We start from the raw sequence: 16,697 nt of genomic DNA, 5'->3' as shown, positions 1-16,697 counted from the left end.
GCTACACGGCCGCCGCAATGGCCTCAATCAGCCCGTTCAGCGCAACGCGCCACGCTTCGCTGTTCGGGCCTTCAGTCAACAGCGCGCCGACCACCTCCCGATGCAACGCGTCGCGTTGCGCGCCCGCAGGCAGAATGTCGCCGAAGCCCGCCAGCGCCTGAGCGAGCGGTGCGCTGACGCCCTCGCCCTCTTCGCGCGTCAACGCGCGCAGCAGACCTTGTGCCGCTTCGGGCACGGCCGCGATCATGAGCATGCGCTCTTCCCAGATCACGAAGCGAGCAAGCCGCGCAAGCAGGCTTTGCGTTCCTGCGCCGCTCGCTGAGGTCGCGGCGAAGGCCGGCGTCGTGTCGAGCCATTCGATGAGGCGAGCGCCTTCCATCGGCTTGCCAATGACATAGCCCTGCGCGCCATCAACGCCGAGAATGGCGAGCGCATGCAGCAGGTCGAGCGTGTCGATGCCTTCGGCGAGCACGAGCCTGCCTAGCGAATGCCCGAGACGCGTCAACTGGTAGATCACGCGCAGCGTATTGAGTGCGTCGCCGCCGCTCACCTGCACCATTTCGCGGTCGAGCTTGATCCAGTCGAACGGCAATTCACGCAGGCGCGTGAGGCCGCTATGCCCGGCGCCGAGATCGTCCTGCGCGAGCAGCACGCCTAGCTCACGGAACTTCGCGAGAATGGCGCGCTGCCCCTGGCTTAGCGAGAGTGATTCGTTTTCCAGAACTTCGAGCGTGAGGCGTGCAGCCGGGCACCGGTGCGCGGCGAGCGCCGTGCGGGTGGCTTCGAAATAGCGGATGTCGTTGAGCGCCGCAGGCGGCAGGTTGATCGAGACATCCAGGTCGCGGCCTTCGGCGTACCAGCGTTCGCGGTCGGCGAGCGCCTGATCGATGCCGCGCGCGAAGAGTGCGAGCAGATCGTCGGAAGAGAGCGCCGAGAGAAACACGTCAGGGACGAGCAGGCGCTCGCCGTCGCGCAGGCGCGCCAGCGCCTCGACCTTGGTCGCCTTGCCCGTTGCGAGGCTGAGCAGCGGCTGGTAGTGCATTTCCAGCGCGCCGGTGCGCACGAGCGCCGCCCACTGCTGGCGCACGCTCACCGGCACCGCGGCGCTCAGGCCGTCGTGGCCGGCTATGCGCGTCGCCGCGCAACCGAGCAACGTTTGCAGCAAATCGACGAAAGCCACCTGATCGGGCCCGACGAAGCCGCCCGGAAACGCGCTATACAAACACAGCACGGCAAGCGGCGGCTGCCCGGGCGCGGCCAGCGGAATCGCCACCGAAGAGCGCACGCCTTCGCGCGCCGCGAGATCGCGCCACGCCACAACGAGCGGATCGGTCTGGTAGTTGACCACGCGCTCGGGCTTGCCGCTGCGCCACGCGCGCCCAATGGCGCCCTGCCCTTGCGGATGATCGGCGCGCACGCTGATTTCCTGATCGTGCCCGGCGAGCACGTGAAGCATGCCACCTTCCGTCTTGCCGCCCGCGCCGGCCTCGAAGTGAAACAGGCCCGCTTCGTCGGGACGGCCGATCGCGCAGGCGCTCACCTCGTCGTGCGCCGCCAGCGCGGCAATCACCTGATCGATGAAATTCGTGTAGCTGCCCGCTTCCCACACAAGACGCGTGATGTGCAACAGCGCCTCCTGCTGCGAATCCTGCACAGCCTGATACGCCTTGAGTTGCCACGCGAGGTCGGAAGTCAGGCGGCGCGCATAGAGCGAAAGCTGCTGCGTGCTCACGGTGCGGCCAATGTCCGCGTAGATCAGCTCCTGCAGAATGCCGCGGCTGCGCACGAGCTCTTCCTTGTCGAGCCCGACAATGGCGTGAATGCGGCCAATGCGCAGCGCCATCTCCTCGTGTTCGCGCGCGGTGAGGCCAAGGTTGGCGAGGGCAAGGAGATTCTGGACCTGGCGCGCCTTCAGGTGCGCGAGTTCCGCACCCGAAAGCATTTCGAGGATGCGGCGGGATTTGGGCAGGCGGCCCAGCTCCTCGTAGAAGCGGTTCACCACGTGGGCCGCGTGCTCGTGCAGCGCGCCGATCAGCGTTTTCATTTTTGAGCCTTCGATATCACCGCTCTGGCGTCACGGCCCAGATGTGCAAAACGGGCAGGGTGTCACGCCAGATTCATGGCCGTTGTGGTTACTAGCGGCCGCTCGATCAGCGATTCTGGCTCGCACAGAAGCCATGATACGTCATGCGCCGTCGGCGTCCGCGTGCGGTGCCAGACCGCTGTAGCAGAGATATGGCAGCGCAGGCAGGCGCGTAAAACGACCTTCAAAGCGGCGTGAGCAGCGCCTCGCCCGCGAAGTGCCGCGCCGCGTTCCCGGCGAAGTGGCGCACCGTGGCGGCGCGCACATCGGGCGACGTGCCAGCCATGTGCGGCGTGAGCACGATGTTGTCCAGTCCGATGAGCGCAACGGGCGGCTGCGGCTCGCCCTCATAGACGTCGAGCCCCGCGCCGCCCAGCGTGCCCGCCTTCAGCGCGAGGGCAAGCGCAGCCGTATCGACCACGCTGCCGCGCGAAACGTTGACGAGAAAACCTTGCGGTCCCAGCGCATCGATCACGGCGCGGTCGATCAGATGCTTCGTTTGCGCGCCACCCGGCGTCGCGATCACGAGAAAGTCGCTCCATTGCGCGAGCGCCATCACGCTCTCGAAGTAACGCGCCTGAGCGCCTTCGCGCGGCTTGCGGTTGTGATAGCCGAGTTCCATGCTAAAGCCCGCCGCGCGCCGCGCGACCTTTTCGCCGATGTGCCCGTAGCCGACAATGCCGAGCCGCCGCCCCGTGACCGTGGGGCGCATGGGCAGCGCGTCGCGCCAGACTCCGGCGCGACAGGCGGCGTCGAACTGCGGCACTGCGCGCACGGCAGCGAGCAGCAGCGCGAGCGCGTGGTCGGCCACGCAGTCGGCATTGACGCCAGCGCCGTTGCACAGCGCGATGCCACGCTCGCGCGCGTGGTCCAGCGCGATGTTTTCGTAGCCCGCGCCAAGCGCGCCCGCCAGTTCGAGCGCGGGCATGCGGTCGATTTCGTCGGCGGTGAGGCCCGTCGTGCCGTTCGTGAGCACCACGCGCACGTCCTTGCCGTGCTGCGCGACCGCTTTGGCGCGTGCATCGGCGTCGGGCGCGTAGATCACATCGAATGTTTCGCCGAACCCGGCGAGGTCTTCATCGGCAAGCGGAATCAGGACCAGCAGGCATGGCTTCATCGTCGTGTCATCCTTCCGTCGTTGTTTCGATGTGCGAATCGAATGCCGAAGCGCCCGCGCGCAGTCGTCACACGGCCGTCACGTAGCGCGGCGGCAAGACCTCCACGCGCGGCGCGGCCGCGGCGGCTGCGGCGTCGCGCGCGCGGCGCATCTGGTCGGCGGGACTCATGCCGAACAGGCGCTTGAATTCGCGGCTGAACTGCGACGCGCTTTCATACCCCACGCGCGTGGCCGCGGCGCTCACGGTCAGGCCGTCGTGCGTGATCAAGAGGCGCGCATGATGCAAGCGCGTGGTCTTCACGTACTGCATGGGCGACGTCGATGTGACGGCCTTGAAGTGCGCATGGAAGACGGCCAGGCTCATGCCCGCCTCGGAGGCCAGCGTTTCGACGTCGAGGTCGCCGCGGTAGTCCGTGTGAATGCGCCGCAGCGCCTTCGCAATACGCCCGAAGTGGTGCTGATGCGTGAGCGCCGCGCGAATCGCGTCGCCCTGCTCGCCCATGAGCACGCGGTAGCAGATCTCGCGGACGATCGAAGGCCCGAGAATGCGCGCCTCGTGTGGCTGCGCGAGCGCTTCGAGCAGGCGCAGCACGGCGTTCGAGAGCGTGGCGTCGAGCGGCGTGGCGTAAATGCCCGAGGGTTCGGACACGGCGCGGCGCGGGTCGTCGAGCGCCATGAGCAGCTCGGCGACGGTCGTGAGATCGACGCGGATAGAGATGGCGAGAATCGGCTTCTCCGGGCTCGCCTCGGTTTCGCATTCGAACGGCATCGGCACCGAGAGGACCAGATATTGCTGCGCATCGTAGATGAAGACCTGGTCGCCGAGAAAGCCACGTTTGCGCCCCTGGCAGACGATGAAGATGCTCGGTTCGTACATGACCGGCTGACGCGGATGGCTTTCGCTGCCGCGGTAGAGCCGCACGCCTTCGACCGGCGTGGCATGCACGCCGTCGCGCTGCGTGAGTTGCATGAGCAGGTCGACCGTGCGCGCCTGCGTGGCGGCCGCCGGCGCGATGGCCGCCGCCGCGAGGGTTTTGACGTAGCCCATATCGGTTGTGCCCCAAAAGATGAAGTCAGGCAGAGAAACAGGCTTGCCAATCTATCACCGAACCCGCGGATGTGCTGCGCGCCAGGAGAATCAGGCAAGTCTTCGATAGCTTCAGGTATTCCCTGGGTGGGCCCCGATCCTTACGATGGGAACCCTGCCGCAACACCCACGCACCAGAGGAGAGGAAACCCATGTACCCAACTTACGGATATGCCGCCCGCGACGCCGCGTCGCCGCTCGCCGCGTTCGAATTCCAGCGCCGCGACCTGCGCGAACTCGACGTCCGTATCGACGTGCTGTTCTGCGGCGTGTGCCACTCCGACCTGCACCAGGCGCGCGACGAATGGCGCAACACGATCTACCCGGTCGTGCCGGGGCATGAGATCGTCGGGCGCGTGGCCGAAACCGGCAAAGGCGTCACGAAGTACAAGGTGGGCGAACTCGTCGGCGTCGGCTGTCTCGTCGACTCGTGCCGCACCTGCCCGAGCTGTGCCGAAGGCCTCGAACAGTATTGCGAGAACGGCTTCGTCGGCACCTATAACGGCACCGACCGCGTGAGCGGCGACGTGACCTTCGGCGGCTACTCCACGCAGCTCGTGGTGGACGAAGCCTTTGTGCTGCGTGTGCCCGAAAACCTCGAACTGGCCGCAGTCGCCCCGCTCCTGTGCGCGGGCATCACGACGTACTCGCCGCTGCGCACGTGGGGCGCGGGCCCCGGCAAGAAGGTCGGCATCGTGGGTCTCGGCGGCCTCGGCCATATGGGCGTGAAGCTCGCGCATGCCATGGGCGCGCATGTGGTGCTGTTCACCACGTCGCCCTCGAAGATCGAAGACGGCAAGCGCCTTGGCGCGGACGAAGTCGTGATCTCGAAAGACCCGGAGCAGATGAAGGCGCACATCAACAGCTTCGACCTGATCGTGAACACCGTGGCCGCGCAGCACGACCTCAACCCGTTCATCGAGCTGCTGCGCCGTGACGGCACGATGACGCTGGTGGGCGCGCCCGAGCACGATCACCCGTCGCCGCAAGTGTTCAACCTGATCATGAAGCGCCGCCGTCTCGCGGGCTCGCTGATCGGCGGCATTGCAGAAACCCAGGAAATGCTGGACTTCTGCGGCAAGCATGGCATTACGTCCGATATCGAAATGATCAAGATGCAGGACATCAACAACGCCTATGAGCGCATGCTCAAGAGCGATGTGAAGTACCGCTTCGTGATCGACCTCGATTCGCTGCGCAAGTAAGTAACAGGCAAGCAAGCCGCAACGCGTATTCCGACGTAACACCCTGCCCCGCCGGGCCATCCGTTCCGGATGGCCCGCCAGCCCTTCCCCTTCGAGGCCTTCCTTTTTGGCCTCCCGTAGTCGAGCCGGCGCCCGCATGCGCCGCCATCCGATCGTCACCGCTGTTTAACCGCTGAGCGTCGCTTTCCGCGAGACGCCGGCGCCGCGAAGCGCATTCATCGCTACGCGGCTCACCTGTTTGCTGCAGCAGCGCGGATTTCGTTCAAGCCTCAAGCCCATCGTCAGGAGCTCGCCCGTGATCGACCGCATCCAGGCGATGCGCACCTTCGTGCGCATCGTCGACACCAATAGTTTCACCAAAGCCGCGCAGTCACTCGATATGCCGCGCGCCAGCGCCACCACGCTGATGCAAAACCTCGAATCGCTGCTCGGCACGCAATTGCTCGTGCGCACCACGCGGCGTCTTTCGCTCACGCCCGAAGGCGCTGCGTACTACGAGCGCGCCGCGCAGATTCTCGCCGACATCGACGATGCCGAAGCGAGCGTGCGCCAGTCACCTGGCGCGATCGGCGGCCGGTTGCGCGTGGAGATGCCGGGCCTGATTGCCAACGCGATCGTGCTGCCCGCGCTCGACGACTTCCACGCGCGCTACCCGCAGATCGACCTCGTGATTGGCGTGAGCCTGCGCAACGTCGATCTCGTCGGCGAAGGCGTGGATTGCAGCATCCAGTTGGGCGAGCTGCCCGACTCGGGGCTCGCGGCGCGGCGCCTCGGCGTGCTCGAACACGTGACTTGCGCGAGCCCGGCGTACCTCGAGCGGCACGGCGCGCCGCACACGCTCGACGATCTCGCGCAGCATCCGGTCGTCAACTTCCTCTCGCCGCTCACGGGCCGACCGTTCGAGTTCGACTTCGAGGTGGATGGCAGCCCGACCAAGGTGAAGGTGGACGGCTTCGTGCACGTCTCCGACGAGTTCGCCTACCTCACCTGCGGCCTGCAAGGCTATGGCCTCATCCAGCCGCCGCTGCTCGCGGCGCAGCGGTACCTGGACAGCGGTGCGCTGCGAGAGGTGCTGCTGCAGTGGAAGCCGCTGCCAACACCGGTATCGGTTGCGTTCGTGAAGTCGCGCCAGGTGTCGCCGCGCGTGCGCGTGTTCGTCGACTGGCTCGCTGAGCTGTTCGAGGACGCGTGCGCGATCAATCGCGATCTCTCGCGCGTGCGGCAGTTATTGGGCGGCCTGCAGCCGGCCCCGGCCTGAGGCAAGCGCGCTTTCAGCGCGGCCGGGTGAGCGCCATGCCCCGCCGCGCGTGAAAACGCGCGACCGTCTCGTAGGGCAGCCAGGCATCCGCCTGATATGGCGCGATGCCCGAGGGATTGTGGAACCACACGCCGCCGTCGCCGCGTCCGTGCAGCAGAATCAGGTGGCCGCCCTGGCCAGGATTCACCCGCTCGGGGTAGCGGATCTCGGGACTCACGGAGACGATGGCGAGCGTATCGGCATCGATGCGCGCGGCGCTCGCCTCGATGCCCTCGTCGGTCATCACTTCCACGTGCACGCCGAACGCGGCTTGAACCCACCCGGCGAACGGGCGGTAGATCAACCCGTCCACGCCGCCATCTTCACGCACGCGATAGACGCCGTGCCGCAACGCCTCTTCGAGCAACTGCGCGCGCGGCGCATGCGCGACGCCCCAATAGTCGAGTGCCGATTCGAGGCATGTCAGGCCGCACAGACGCTTGGCCCAGAAGCGATAAGCGTCGGCCTGCGTAAAGCCGCTCGCGCGCCAGTGCGGGTCCCCGCATGGGTCGGCGCCGCGCTCGACGATGGGCGCCACCCAGTCGGCGCTGCCCCACTGGCTGTAATACGGCACGCCTTCATGCCGCCATGTCCCGCCGTTGCGCACATCGTTCAAACGATACCCCTCGCCGCAGTAAGGTTGATTGGCCGCGCGCGAGCGCCCGACCTTCAAAATCGTGCATCTTCTCAGGCAAGCGCTGCCTCCGCAATGTACGCGAATAACGTAAGCCCCGTGAAAACGGAGCCGAATATACGCTTACATTCTCGTTATTCGGCGCCGACTTACATTTAGCTAAAATAGCGCCGTCGTTTGGCATTTGATGCGTTTAGAATATCGTGCTCCCGTGTGCAGCCCGCGCGAAGTCCAGTCATACTGGCCTCACGGCGCCACGGCATATCCATCAGAAACTGAATCTACGAATCCCCCTTTTGAGCAGTATGTCGAACGTTGCATACACAACCGACTCGGCCTCGGTCGCGGAGCGCGTACGCGAGCTGATGAGCCGTCACGGTATCGGCAAGCGTCAGCAAACGACCGAGCTGTGCCGGATTCTTGACCTGAGCTTTTCACAGGGGCACCGCAAGCTGCGCGGCAACAGCCCGTGGACGCTCGCGCAGATCAAGAAAGTGGCTGAAGCGTTCGGCGAACCCGCGGGGCAGTTGTTCGGCGCGCAGTTGCTCGACCCCGGCATGGTCGGGGCGAGCGCTCAAGACGCGATGCTTTGCGTGAGCGCGGCCGAGCTGCCGTGCACCGCGTGGATCGGCGCGCCGGTCGAGGCGGGCAGCCGCCCCGACTTCGTTGCCTACGAAAAGCAGGGCCAGTGGCGCGTCGTGCGCCCGGACGGCGCGCTCTACCAGAACGCGCGCGAAGTCCACAAGATCGAGATCTACCCGCGCCGCGCCGAGTCCGACAAGCCGCTCATCGCTGTCGTGGACGACGACCAGTCCTCCGCCGACAACCTGCGCGACTACCTCGAGCACAGCGGCTACGCGGCGCTCGCGCTCTACGGCCTCGTGGCATTCAACGAAGCGCTCGAAAACAACGTGTTCGACGGCGTGGTGATCGACTGGCTGTTCGGCAGCCAGACCGCCGCCGAGGCAATCCGCAGCGTGCGCGCCTCCGAGAACCCCGATGCGCCCATCTTCGTGCTCACCGGCGAACTGCTGACCGGCAAGGCCAGCGAGTCGGAGATCAGCCAGGTCGTGCGGCACTACAACGTGGCTTGCTACGAAAAACCGGCGCGCATGGCGATTCTCGTTGCCGATCTTTCGAAGCGGCTTAATCGGGGTTGAGTGCCTGCTCGGCGTTGGGCTTTTTTGTTGCTGTTCCTTGGCGCTTTGGCCTTTCCTTGATTTCGCGTCGGTATGCATGCGTTGCCCCTGTGCGGGGCGGCACCTACTTTTCTTTGCAGCGGCAAAGAAAAGTAGGCAAAAGAAAGCCGCTCACACCGCCAATGCCGGCCACGGTTCATCTCGCGCCACCACAGTTAGTGGCTCCGGAGCGTCTGTCGCCTCGCACCACCGAACTTAGTGACAAAGGGCTCATTCATCCCGCGGCTCGCTACGCGCGCAGCGGCTGGGTCTGCAAGGGAAACCAAATGGTACGAACGGGCATTAGCGAGAGGTCATGCGCCCGAACGGTTTTGGGTTATACCCTTCGGGGCGCGTAGCGCCGCCGGAAGGATGAGCGCCTTGTCACTCCGGTTGTGGGCGAGTGGTGACAGACGCTCCGGAGCCACGGGCATGTACGGCCAGAGGTGAACTGTGGCAGGCGCTGGCGGTTTGAGCGGCTTTCTTTTGCCTACTTTTCTTTGCCGCTGCAAAGAAAAGTAGGTGCCGCCCCGCACAGGGGCAACGCATGCATACCGACGCGAAATCAAGGAAAGGCCAAAGCGCCAAGAGGCACGCGATTCAAGCAGCAGCACGCGGCACGCTCAGCGCCCGCTGCAACGCCACGCGCAGCACTTCGTAATGCACCGGCTTCGTGAGCCAGTCGAAGAACGGCGACGCGCCCTCTCCGCCAAGGGATTTGCCGCCATGGCCCACATGGTCCACAAGCGCCGCGATCCCCGCCACATCGGCGCTCACCGCAATCACTCGCGGCTGCGCGAGCACGTCCTGCGCGGTTTCGAGCCCCGCCACGAAGTCGTACCCGTCGCGGCCCGGCATGTGCAGGTCGAGCAGCACCACATCGCACGCCTCGCGCTCGAGCAGCGCAAGCGCGCTATCGGCGTCGCCGGCCGCGAGCGCGCGGTAGCCCATGTGCGCGACCATCTCGCATAGCGAATCGCGCACGAGCGGGTTGTCGTCGACGACGAGCACCTGCGGCAGCGACCGCGCGGGCGGCGCCGCTTCGGCCACGGCCGCGAGCGCCGGCGGCTCAACCGGCGTGACGGGAATGCGTACGGTGAAGGTCGTGCCCTTGCCCACGCGGCTTTGCGTCTCGATCGTGCCGCCAAACAGCTCGACAAGGCCCCGCACGATCGCGAGCCCCATACCCGCGCCCTCGTAGCGCCGCGAGCGCGACGTGTCGAGTTGCGTGAACTCCTTGAAGATGAGTGGAATCTGATCCGCCGCCACACCCGGCCCCGTGTCGCCGACAACGATCACGAGCGTGTCGCCGCCAGCCGGCCGCAAGCCGCCTTCATCGCCGCTCAAGGGCCGCGCGACCCGTGCGGGCGCCTGCAGCCAGAATTCGAGCCGCACCTTGCCACGCTCCGTGTAGCGGATGGCGTTCGTGACGAGGTTGCTGGCGATCTGGCGGATGCGATGCGGATCGGCCACCACGAGCCGCTGCGGTCCCACCCACGCGTGCTCGAACTCGAGCCCGCGCGCGTGCGCGGCCTGCTCGTTTTCGTCGACGATCGACTGCAGCAGTTCGCGCGGCTCGAACTCTTCCTGACGCAATTCGAGCTTGCCCGCGCCGAGGCGCGCGTAGTCGGTGAGATCCTTCATCTGCGCTTCGAGCTGGCGTGCGGCGGTTTCGAGGCGGTGGATCACCTTGCGGTCGGCTTCCGAATGCGAATTGAAGCCAAGCAGTTCGATCGACGAGACGATTGCGTGCAGCGGCGTGCGCAGTTCGTGGCTGATCATGCCGAGGAAAGCGTCCTTCGCCATGCTCGCCTCGCGCGCGGCGCGGCTCGCCTGGTGCTCGGCTTCGAGCGCCGCGTGCTGCTGGTGCAACAGGCGCGTGCGCCGGTAGCCGTTCATCACGAGCAGCACACCCGCCGCCGCCGAAAGCACGAGCAGCACGAGCCCCGACGCGAACAGTTCGCGGCGCTTCGCGATGAAGTCGTGCCGGATCGCCTCGCGCTCGGTCACGTCGGCGAAACGCCGGTTCAGCGCCAGGTCGGTCACCTGGGTCCAGTGCAGGTCGAGCGCCATGAGCATCGGCACCGCGCGTTCAGGGTTGTCCGCGAGCGTCGCGATTTCGGCCTCGAATGGGGAGATGGTCGCGGCCAGAATGGCGAGATCGGCGTCCTGACGCCGCTTCAAACCGGGCGTGGAGTCGAGCGAAAGCGTCGAGCCCTTCATCACGTTGAGCTTCGACTGCAACACCTCGTAGCGCAGCCGCACCTTGTCGAGATCGCGGTCGATGCCGTCCGCGAACATCAGCAACTGGCTCTCGAACCGCGCGTAGGCGATCTGGAGCTGCGCGGCGTCCCAGTACAGGCCGTCGTAATTGCCGGTGATGCGCTGCACGACCTGCGGATTGAGCAGGTTCGCATAAAGCAGATAGCCGACCGCCACCACGGGCGGCGCAAGCGCCGCCATCCAGATGATCGCCTGCAGCAGGCGTCGCAAAGGTCGTTGCATCACCCGCTAGTCACCGCTTGATCGTCATTGACTTGATCTGCCACGCGAACTTCGCATCGCCGGCCGCGCCGTCGAGCTCGAGCGGATGCTGGTCGCGTGGATAGATCAGGAACAACGGGCCGAAATTGCTCACTTTCAGGCGCTGGCCGTTCATCGCGTAGGCCACCACCACGCCATAGCGCGCGGCGTCGGCAACGGGCACGACGCAGGTGTAGTCGTCGAGCGTGTGGATCTCGATCTCGCTGCCGTAGGCGCCCACGGCCTTGAGCACGTCCGAGAGCAGTGGGCCCGTGAAGGTCGAGCGCGGCGTCCAGGTCGTGGCCGTCGTGATCGAATGCGCGGGCAGCGCGAGCAGTTGCGCCTCAGTAAAGTGATACGCCGTATGCGCCACGTCGTTGGTCACGCGCACCTCGCCATCGACGTCGAGCGAGAGCGAACCCGCAGGAACCGCCGCCTGCGCAGCGTGTGCAAGCTGCACGAACGACAGCAGCGCGCCCGCGAGCGCGAACCCCGCCACGGCGGCCCAGCGCCGCCAGCCTGGCCATCCCATCCAATGCCACATCTTGCCCGAGCCCTTTCGCGCGATGATTCGCGTCGTTGTCGTGTGTCTTTGCGCGGCGCCACGCCGCGTTTTGCCGCTGCTGTTTCTGCCTGCTTCTGCCTTTTCCCGCGCGTTCCTGCTTCCTCCACCCGCCATGCCAGCAGGCGCTGGTGAGCATAGGCATAATATCGTCAAACATTGCACTCACAATAGCCGTCTTTTTCTCGTACACCGCTATCGGAAACGCGTGTTGCCCATTTGCCGCGCATTTGCCTGGCACGCGCTTCGTCACTCATTTCAACCCATGGATAAACCTGTCGTTCCGCTCACCTACGAACAGCTCGATCACTGGGTCGAGTCGCTGCAACCGGCGCTGATCGCGGAGGAATTCGACCTGGTGGTCGGCATTTTGCGCGGCGGCGCGCCGCTCGCGCTGATGGTTTCGCACGCAACGGGTGCGGGTGTCGCTTTCCTGCGCTATGACCGCACCACCCGCGAAGTGCGCTGGGACTCGACGTTGCCGCTGCCCGAGCCGGGCTCGAAAGTGCTGCTGTGCGAGGACATCGCAGGGCGCGGCCATACGCTCGTGGACTGCATCGCATTTCTGAGCGAGCACGGGCTCGTCGTGCGCACGCTCACCGGCGCCTATGACGACCTCAGCCGTTTGCGCCCCGATTATTCGATCGATGCAAGCGGCTATTTCGCGCTCTTCCCATGGGAGCGCCAGGCGTACACGGACCGCTATCGCGCCGACTGGATTCGCGACGGCGACGGCGATGGCACACGCATGGCCGACGACCACGAGTACGCCGTCTACGCGATCGACCTCGACGGCGTCCTGCTCCCCGACATTCCGGTCGCACGCTACGACGAAGATCTCGTCGCCGCGCTCGCCGAGCGCGATGAGCTGGTGCCGTTCGAGCGCCTGCCCGGCATCGACTTGAAGCGCACGCGCGCGATCATCACGGGGCGTCCGGAGATCGACCGCGAGCGCACGCTCGCGTGGCTCGGGCGCCACGGCTTCGGGCACCTCGAACTGATCATGCGCACGCCGGACGAGCACGACGACACGGCCGCCGCCGTGGCTGCGCACAAGGCCGCCGCGGCCATCCGCAGCGGCGTCACGCACTTCATCGAGAGCGATCCGGTGCAGGCCATCCTGATCGCCCAGAGCGCGCCGCTTTTGCGCGTGATCTGGTGGAACGCCCAGGCGCGCACGGGCACGCTGATCGGCGCCTCGGCCTGGAGCTGAGCGAGAAAGCCCTCACACGCCGCCGCGCTGGCCCTCGATGAACCGGGCGGCGCGCGGCGACGCCACCACGATGAGCTTCATGGCCGCGCGCGTCGCGCCGACGAAGAGCTTGCGCGCGGCGCGCTCGTCGAATGCCTCGAAATCCACCTCGGTCAGGATCACGCACGGCGCGGACTGTCCCTTGAAGCGGTAGATCGAATCGAGCAGCACATCGCCCTCGCGGTACTGCGGATTGCCGAACAGGTCGTATTGGCCCGTGAAGCTGCGCAGCCGGTGCGGGCCGAGCTGATCGAGCGTCGTGAAAAGCGAATGCTCGCGTCCGCGATAAGAAAGCACGACGATGTCCTGCTTGCGAAAGCCGAGCGAGAGCGCCTGCGTGATCGCGCGTTTGGTCGCCAGCACGACGCCCGGCTCGGCGCCGGGTTCGTTTTCATGCTCCTCCCAACTCGCCACCGTCACATCGGAGCCGTCGAACGGACTGCCCGCCGCAAGCTGCGCGATGGCGGGCACGGTCGGTCCGGCCACGTCGCGCAAGAACGCGAGGATGTCGCGCGGGCTGCGGTAATTCGTGTTCTCGCGCAGCACGGTCCAGCCCGCCAGCACGAGCGGCTCGCGCACGTACAGGTTCTGCAGCGGATCTTCGAGCCACCACCACACAGCGCCCGGTCGCAATAGACGCTCGAGCGCGCCGACCCACGGCTGCTGAAAATCCTGCCCTTCGTCGACGATCAGCACGTCGAACTGCCAGCGCTCTGCAATCGGCATCTCGCCGAAGCGCCGTACGAGGTCGTCGAATGCGCCGAGGCTCTCGAAATCGGGCACGTGCCCGCCGTCACGCGCGACCCAGTCGCACAGCTGGTGATAGGTGGCCACCTTCGCTTCGGGCGGCGCGAGCTTCGCGATGTGATCCGCGAGCGGCCGGTTGAAACACACGTAGAGCGTGCTCGCGCCGCGCGCCACGGCGTCCTTCATGACCTGCACGGCCAGTTGCGTCTTACCCGAGCCCGCCGTGCCGATCACGCGCAGCCGGAACGGCGCGAATTCGAGCCGGCGCGCCCACGTGGCAAGGCCGCCCGCGAGCCGCGTGACGAGCGTGCCCGCCGCGCCGACCAGTGCGCTGGTGTCGGGCGTGAGCGACAGTTCATCGGCGAGAAAGTGGTGGATCTTCGCGGCGCACGGCAGGCGTGGCTCGTCGGCGGGCATGGCTTCGAGCACGATGGCGGCGAGCTGCGTCTTGCGCGTGGCATCGACGATGCGCGTAGGATTCACGCCCGCGATAGCCGGCTCACGCACCACGTGATCGGGGCAGTAGAACAGTTCTTCGAGCACGTAGGTGCCCGCGCCGAACGTTGCGGTGAAGCGCCGGTGCAGCCCTTCGACGGTGCGCGCCAGCGCGATCGCCACGTTGCGCTCGGTTTGCATGTACGCCTTGACGAGCCCGTTCGGCGTTTCGCGCAGAAAGCCCGTTTTCTGCTCGACGATCATGACGCGCCCGGCCGGGCTCACGATCACGAAATCGGCCTCGCCGAAGACCGAAAAGCCTTCGGAAAGGCGCGTCCAGTGCACGCCGTGATAGACGGTGTAGCCACCCGGCAAACCGCGTGCGAGCGCGGCGAGCGTTTCGCGCTCGCGCGCGGCGGCGCCGGTGGCTTCGAGATGCTGCCAGTCGTCGGGGACAATGCGGGCCATGGGCGGGTCTCGGGCGTACGTTACGGGCGACGCGGGACGGCCGCGCGGGAAATCGAGGGAGCGGTGCCGCACGAATCGGGCGCGGCGGCGGAACTCCCTGCCGCGCGCAGCGCCTATTCTACGAAATGCAGGGCTGTGCAAAAAACCGCGCAAGAATCGTGTATCGTGGCGGCCTGCGCCAGGCTTGACCCTTTTTCCCCTTGCAAGGAGTACGCGCCAGATGATCACGATCTGGGGACGCGCCAATTCGGTGAATGTCCAGAAAGTCCTGTGGTGTTGCGATGAACTCGTGCTGCCGTTCCAGCGCATCGACGCGGGCGGCCCGTTCGGGCATCTCAACGAGCCTTCCTATCTCGCCATGAATCCGAACGGCAAGATCCCGACGATCTCCGACGGCAATTTCGTGCTGTGGGAGTCGAACGCGATCCTGCGCTATCTGGCGATGGAGCATGGTCCCTCGAGCCTGCTCTACCCGACCGACCCGAAAGTGCGCGCCTCGATCGAGCGCTGGCTCGACTGGTCGATGGGCACCCTCGCACCGGCCGAGCGCCCGGTGTTTCTCGCGCTCGTGCGCACGCCGCCGGAAAAGCGCGACACCGCGAAGATCGCCGCCGATCTCGATCAGTTGACCCCGCTCTGGAGGCTGCTCGACCACCATCTGCAAGGCCGCTTCTTCCTGGAAAACGAGCGCTTCTCGCTCGCGGACATCGTGCTCGGCGCGTTCGCGCGGCGCTGGTTCGGGCTCGAAGGCGTGGAGCGCGAGCCCCTGCCGAACCTCGAACGCTGGTATCAGCGCATTGCGCAGCGCCAGGGCTTCCGGAAGTACATCGATCTGCCGCTCACCTGAGCCGCCGTTCCATGGCGGCGCGGGCGGCCCGGCGGCGCGCCCCGTATAATCGCAAGCATGAAGACAGCAAAACCGTCCCCGGACGCCTCCGCCTCGCACAGTGACGCGCACGGCGAGGCGCACGACCACGCGCCCGGCCACGCCCACTCGCACGACGGCGCCCAGGGCGCTCCGCTCGAGTCCGCGCTCGCGATGGCCGAAGCCTATTGCCGCGAACGCGGCGAAAAGCTCACGCCGATCCGCCGCAAGGTGCTGGAGTTGCTGCTCGCCTCGGGACGCGCGACCAAGGCGTATTCGCTGCTCGACGAAATGCGCCAGATCCATCCGGGTTCGGCGCCGCCCACGGTCTACCGGGCGCTCGACTTCCTGCTTTCGGCCGGGCTGATTCACCGCATCGAGTCGATCAACGCGTTCGCCGTTTGCCACGACCTCACGCAGTGCCAGCACGGCATTCTCGTGGTGTGCCAGCAGTGCGGCAACGTCACCGAATTGCACGAACCGAAGCTGCGCCAGGCGCTCGTTGCGCAGATCGAGGCCGCGGGCTACCGGCTCGCCGGTGATGGCATCGAGCTCAAGGGCCTCTGCGCGCAATGCCAGAAGAGTCAGGCGAATCAGGCCGCCAAGGCTGCACAGCCGGGCGCCGCTGCCGCGCCCGAAGCCGCCGCGCAGTCGTCACCCGTCAGCTAACCGTCATTGCCCGCCGTTGCGCGCGGGCAATAAGCCAGCCGCGCCGCATGTCGCGGCGTCTCGGTGCCTCAGCACCCGCACGTTTCCCGCCTCGCTGCGCGCGCCGCTTCAGAGCGACTGGCGCGCGTCGATTGCGTCGCTCAGCAGCGTCACGAGTTCGTCCGGCCGGGCCGGCTTGGTCATGAAGTGCTGGAAGCCTTCGCCGATGCTGCGCAATCGCCAGCTTTCGTCGGTATGGCCCGTGAGCGCGACCGCGACGGTCGGTGCGTGATCGCCGCGAATTTCGTAGTCGCGCAGACGCTGGATCAGGTAGAAGCCGTCCATGGCCGGCAGGTCGAGATCGCAGACCACGGCGTCGGGGTGCAGGCTCAGAGCCGCTTCGACGCCCGTTTCAGCGTCTTCGACCGCCACGACATGCGCGCCCTCCGCCTCCAGCAGCGAAGTCAGTGACGCCCGGCTGTGCGGGTCGTCTTCGACAAGGACGATGGTCGTCCGGTCGAGCTTGTGTACTGCGTTCATTGTGTTTGCTTACATGCCTTTTCGTCTGTCAGGCCGAGTGCCGCGACGCTGCGAGC

At 66.4% G+C, this 16,697-nt stretch carries 14 protein-coding genes; 6 read left to right on the top strand and 8 right to left on the bottom strand.

Features of this window, described 5'->3' with window-relative positions:
- Position 1: 1 nt before the first annotated feature.
- From JMY28_RS25775 to JMY28_RS25765, 3 genes are all read right to left on the bottom strand, one after another.
- Positions 2-2,044, bottom strand: coding sequence for an EAL domain-containing protein (locus JMY28_RS25775; RefSeq protein ID WP_201698719.1), 2,043 nt, complete (start codon positions 2,042-2,044; stop codon positions 2-4).
- A gap of 223 nt (positions 2,045-2,267) precedes the next feature.
- On the bottom strand, positions 2,268-3,200 hold the full coding sequence (locus JMY28_RS25770; protein WP_201698718.1) for a 2-hydroxyacid dehydrogenase: 933 nt from the start codon (positions 3,198-3,200) through the stop codon (positions 2,268-2,270).
- Between the two features lie 67 nt (positions 3,201-3,267).
- Positions 3,268-4,248 (bottom strand): AraC family transcriptional regulator, encoded by a 981-nt coding sequence (locus JMY28_RS25765; protein ID WP_201698717.1) that lies wholly within the window; start codon positions 4,246-4,248, stop codon positions 3,268-3,270.
- A 191-nt stretch (positions 4,249-4,439) separates the two neighbouring features.
- Here JMY28_RS25765 and JMY28_RS25760 point away from each other — a divergent pair, with 191 nt between their 5' ends.
- Together JMY28_RS25760 and JMY28_RS25755 are read left to right on the top strand one after the other, a co-directional pair.
- Complete coding sequence (locus JMY28_RS25760; RefSeq protein WP_201698716.1) at positions 4,440-5,492, top strand: NAD(P)-dependent alcohol dehydrogenase; 1,053 nt, start codon at positions 4,440-4,442, stop codon at positions 5,490-5,492.
- Between the two features lie 295 nt (positions 5,493-5,787).
- Positions 5,788-6,750 (top strand): LysR family transcriptional regulator, encoded by a 963-nt coding sequence (locus JMY28_RS25755; protein WP_201698715.1) that lies wholly within the window; start codon positions 5,788-5,790, stop codon positions 6,748-6,750.
- A gap of 13 nt (positions 6,751-6,763) precedes the next feature.
- Here JMY28_RS25755 and JMY28_RS25750 read toward each other — a convergent pair whose 3' ends face one another.
- Positions 6,764-7,405, bottom strand: coding sequence for a C39 family peptidase (locus JMY28_RS25750; RefSeq protein WP_236597042.1), 642 nt, complete (start codon positions 7,403-7,405; stop codon positions 6,764-6,766).
- Positions 7,406-7,728: 323 nt separating this feature from the next.
- On the opposite strand from JMY28_RS25750, the gene JMY28_RS25745 reads away from it, so the two are divergent.
- Positions 7,729-8,583 (top strand): helix-turn-helix domain-containing protein, encoded by an 855-nt coding sequence (locus JMY28_RS25745; protein ID WP_201698714.1) that lies wholly within the window; start codon positions 7,729-7,731, stop codon positions 8,581-8,583.
- Positions 8,584-9,201: 618 nt separating this feature from the next.
- On the opposite strand, the gene JMY28_RS25740 is transcribed toward JMY28_RS25745, so the two are convergent.
- Positions 9,202-11,106, bottom strand: a complete 1,905-nt coding sequence (locus JMY28_RS25740) for an ATP-binding response regulator (RefSeq protein ID WP_201698713.1) — start codon at positions 11,104-11,106, stop codon at positions 9,202-9,204.
- A gap of 10 nt (positions 11,107-11,116) precedes the next feature.
- The gene (locus JMY28_RS25735) at positions 11,117-11,656 is read right to left on the bottom strand and encodes a molybdopterin-dependent oxidoreductase (protein WP_201698712.1); all 540 of its coding nucleotides are present in this window, start codon (positions 11,654-11,656) and stop codon (positions 11,117-11,119) included.
- Between the two features lie 295 nt (positions 11,657-11,951).
- Between JMY28_RS25735 and JMY28_RS25730 the strand changes: the two genes are divergently transcribed.
- A complete protein-coding gene (locus JMY28_RS25730; RefSeq protein WP_201698711.1) occupies positions 11,952-12,899 on the top strand; it encodes a phosphoribosyltransferase in 948 nt (315 codons plus the stop codon).
- A 12-nt stretch (positions 12,900-12,911) separates the two neighbouring features.
- On the opposite strand, the gene JMY28_RS25725 is transcribed toward JMY28_RS25730, so the two are convergent.
- Complete coding sequence (locus tag JMY28_RS25725; RefSeq protein WP_201698710.1) at positions 12,912-14,588, bottom strand: ATP-binding domain-containing protein; 1,677 nt, start codon at positions 14,586-14,588, stop codon at positions 12,912-12,914.
- Between the two features lie 220 nt (positions 14,589-14,808).
- On the opposite strand from JMY28_RS25725, the gene JMY28_RS25720 reads away from it, so the two are divergent.
- Positions 14,809-15,435, top strand: coding sequence for a glutathione S-transferase family protein (locus JMY28_RS25720; protein ID WP_201698709.1), 627 nt, complete (start codon positions 14,809-14,811; stop codon positions 15,433-15,435).
- 57 nt (positions 15,436-15,492) lie between these two features.
- Positions 15,493-16,122 carry a Fur family transcriptional regulator gene (locus JMY28_RS25715; protein ID WP_201698708.1) on the top strand — a complete coding sequence of 210 codons (630 nt, stop codon included), beginning with the start codon at positions 15,493-15,495 and terminating at the stop codon, positions 16,120-16,122.
- Positions 16,123-16,230: 108 nt separating this feature from the next.
- Here the strand turns inward: JMY28_RS25715 and JMY28_RS25710 are convergent, their stop codons facing one another.
- Positions 16,231-16,641: a response regulator gene (locus JMY28_RS25710; RefSeq protein WP_069268743.1), complete on the bottom strand. Its 411-nt coding sequence runs from the start codon at positions 16,639-16,641 to the stop codon at positions 16,231-16,233.
- Between the last annotated feature and the right edge of the window lie 56 nt (positions 16,642-16,697).

Source organism: Paraburkholderia hiiakae, from assembly GCF_904848665.1.
GTDB lineage: Bacteria > Pseudomonadota > Gammaproteobacteria > Burkholderiales > Burkholderiaceae > Paraburkholderia > Paraburkholderia hiiakae.
The sequence above is the reverse complement of the archived record's forward strand: the minus strand, read 5'-3'. Positions and strand labels throughout refer to the sequence as shown.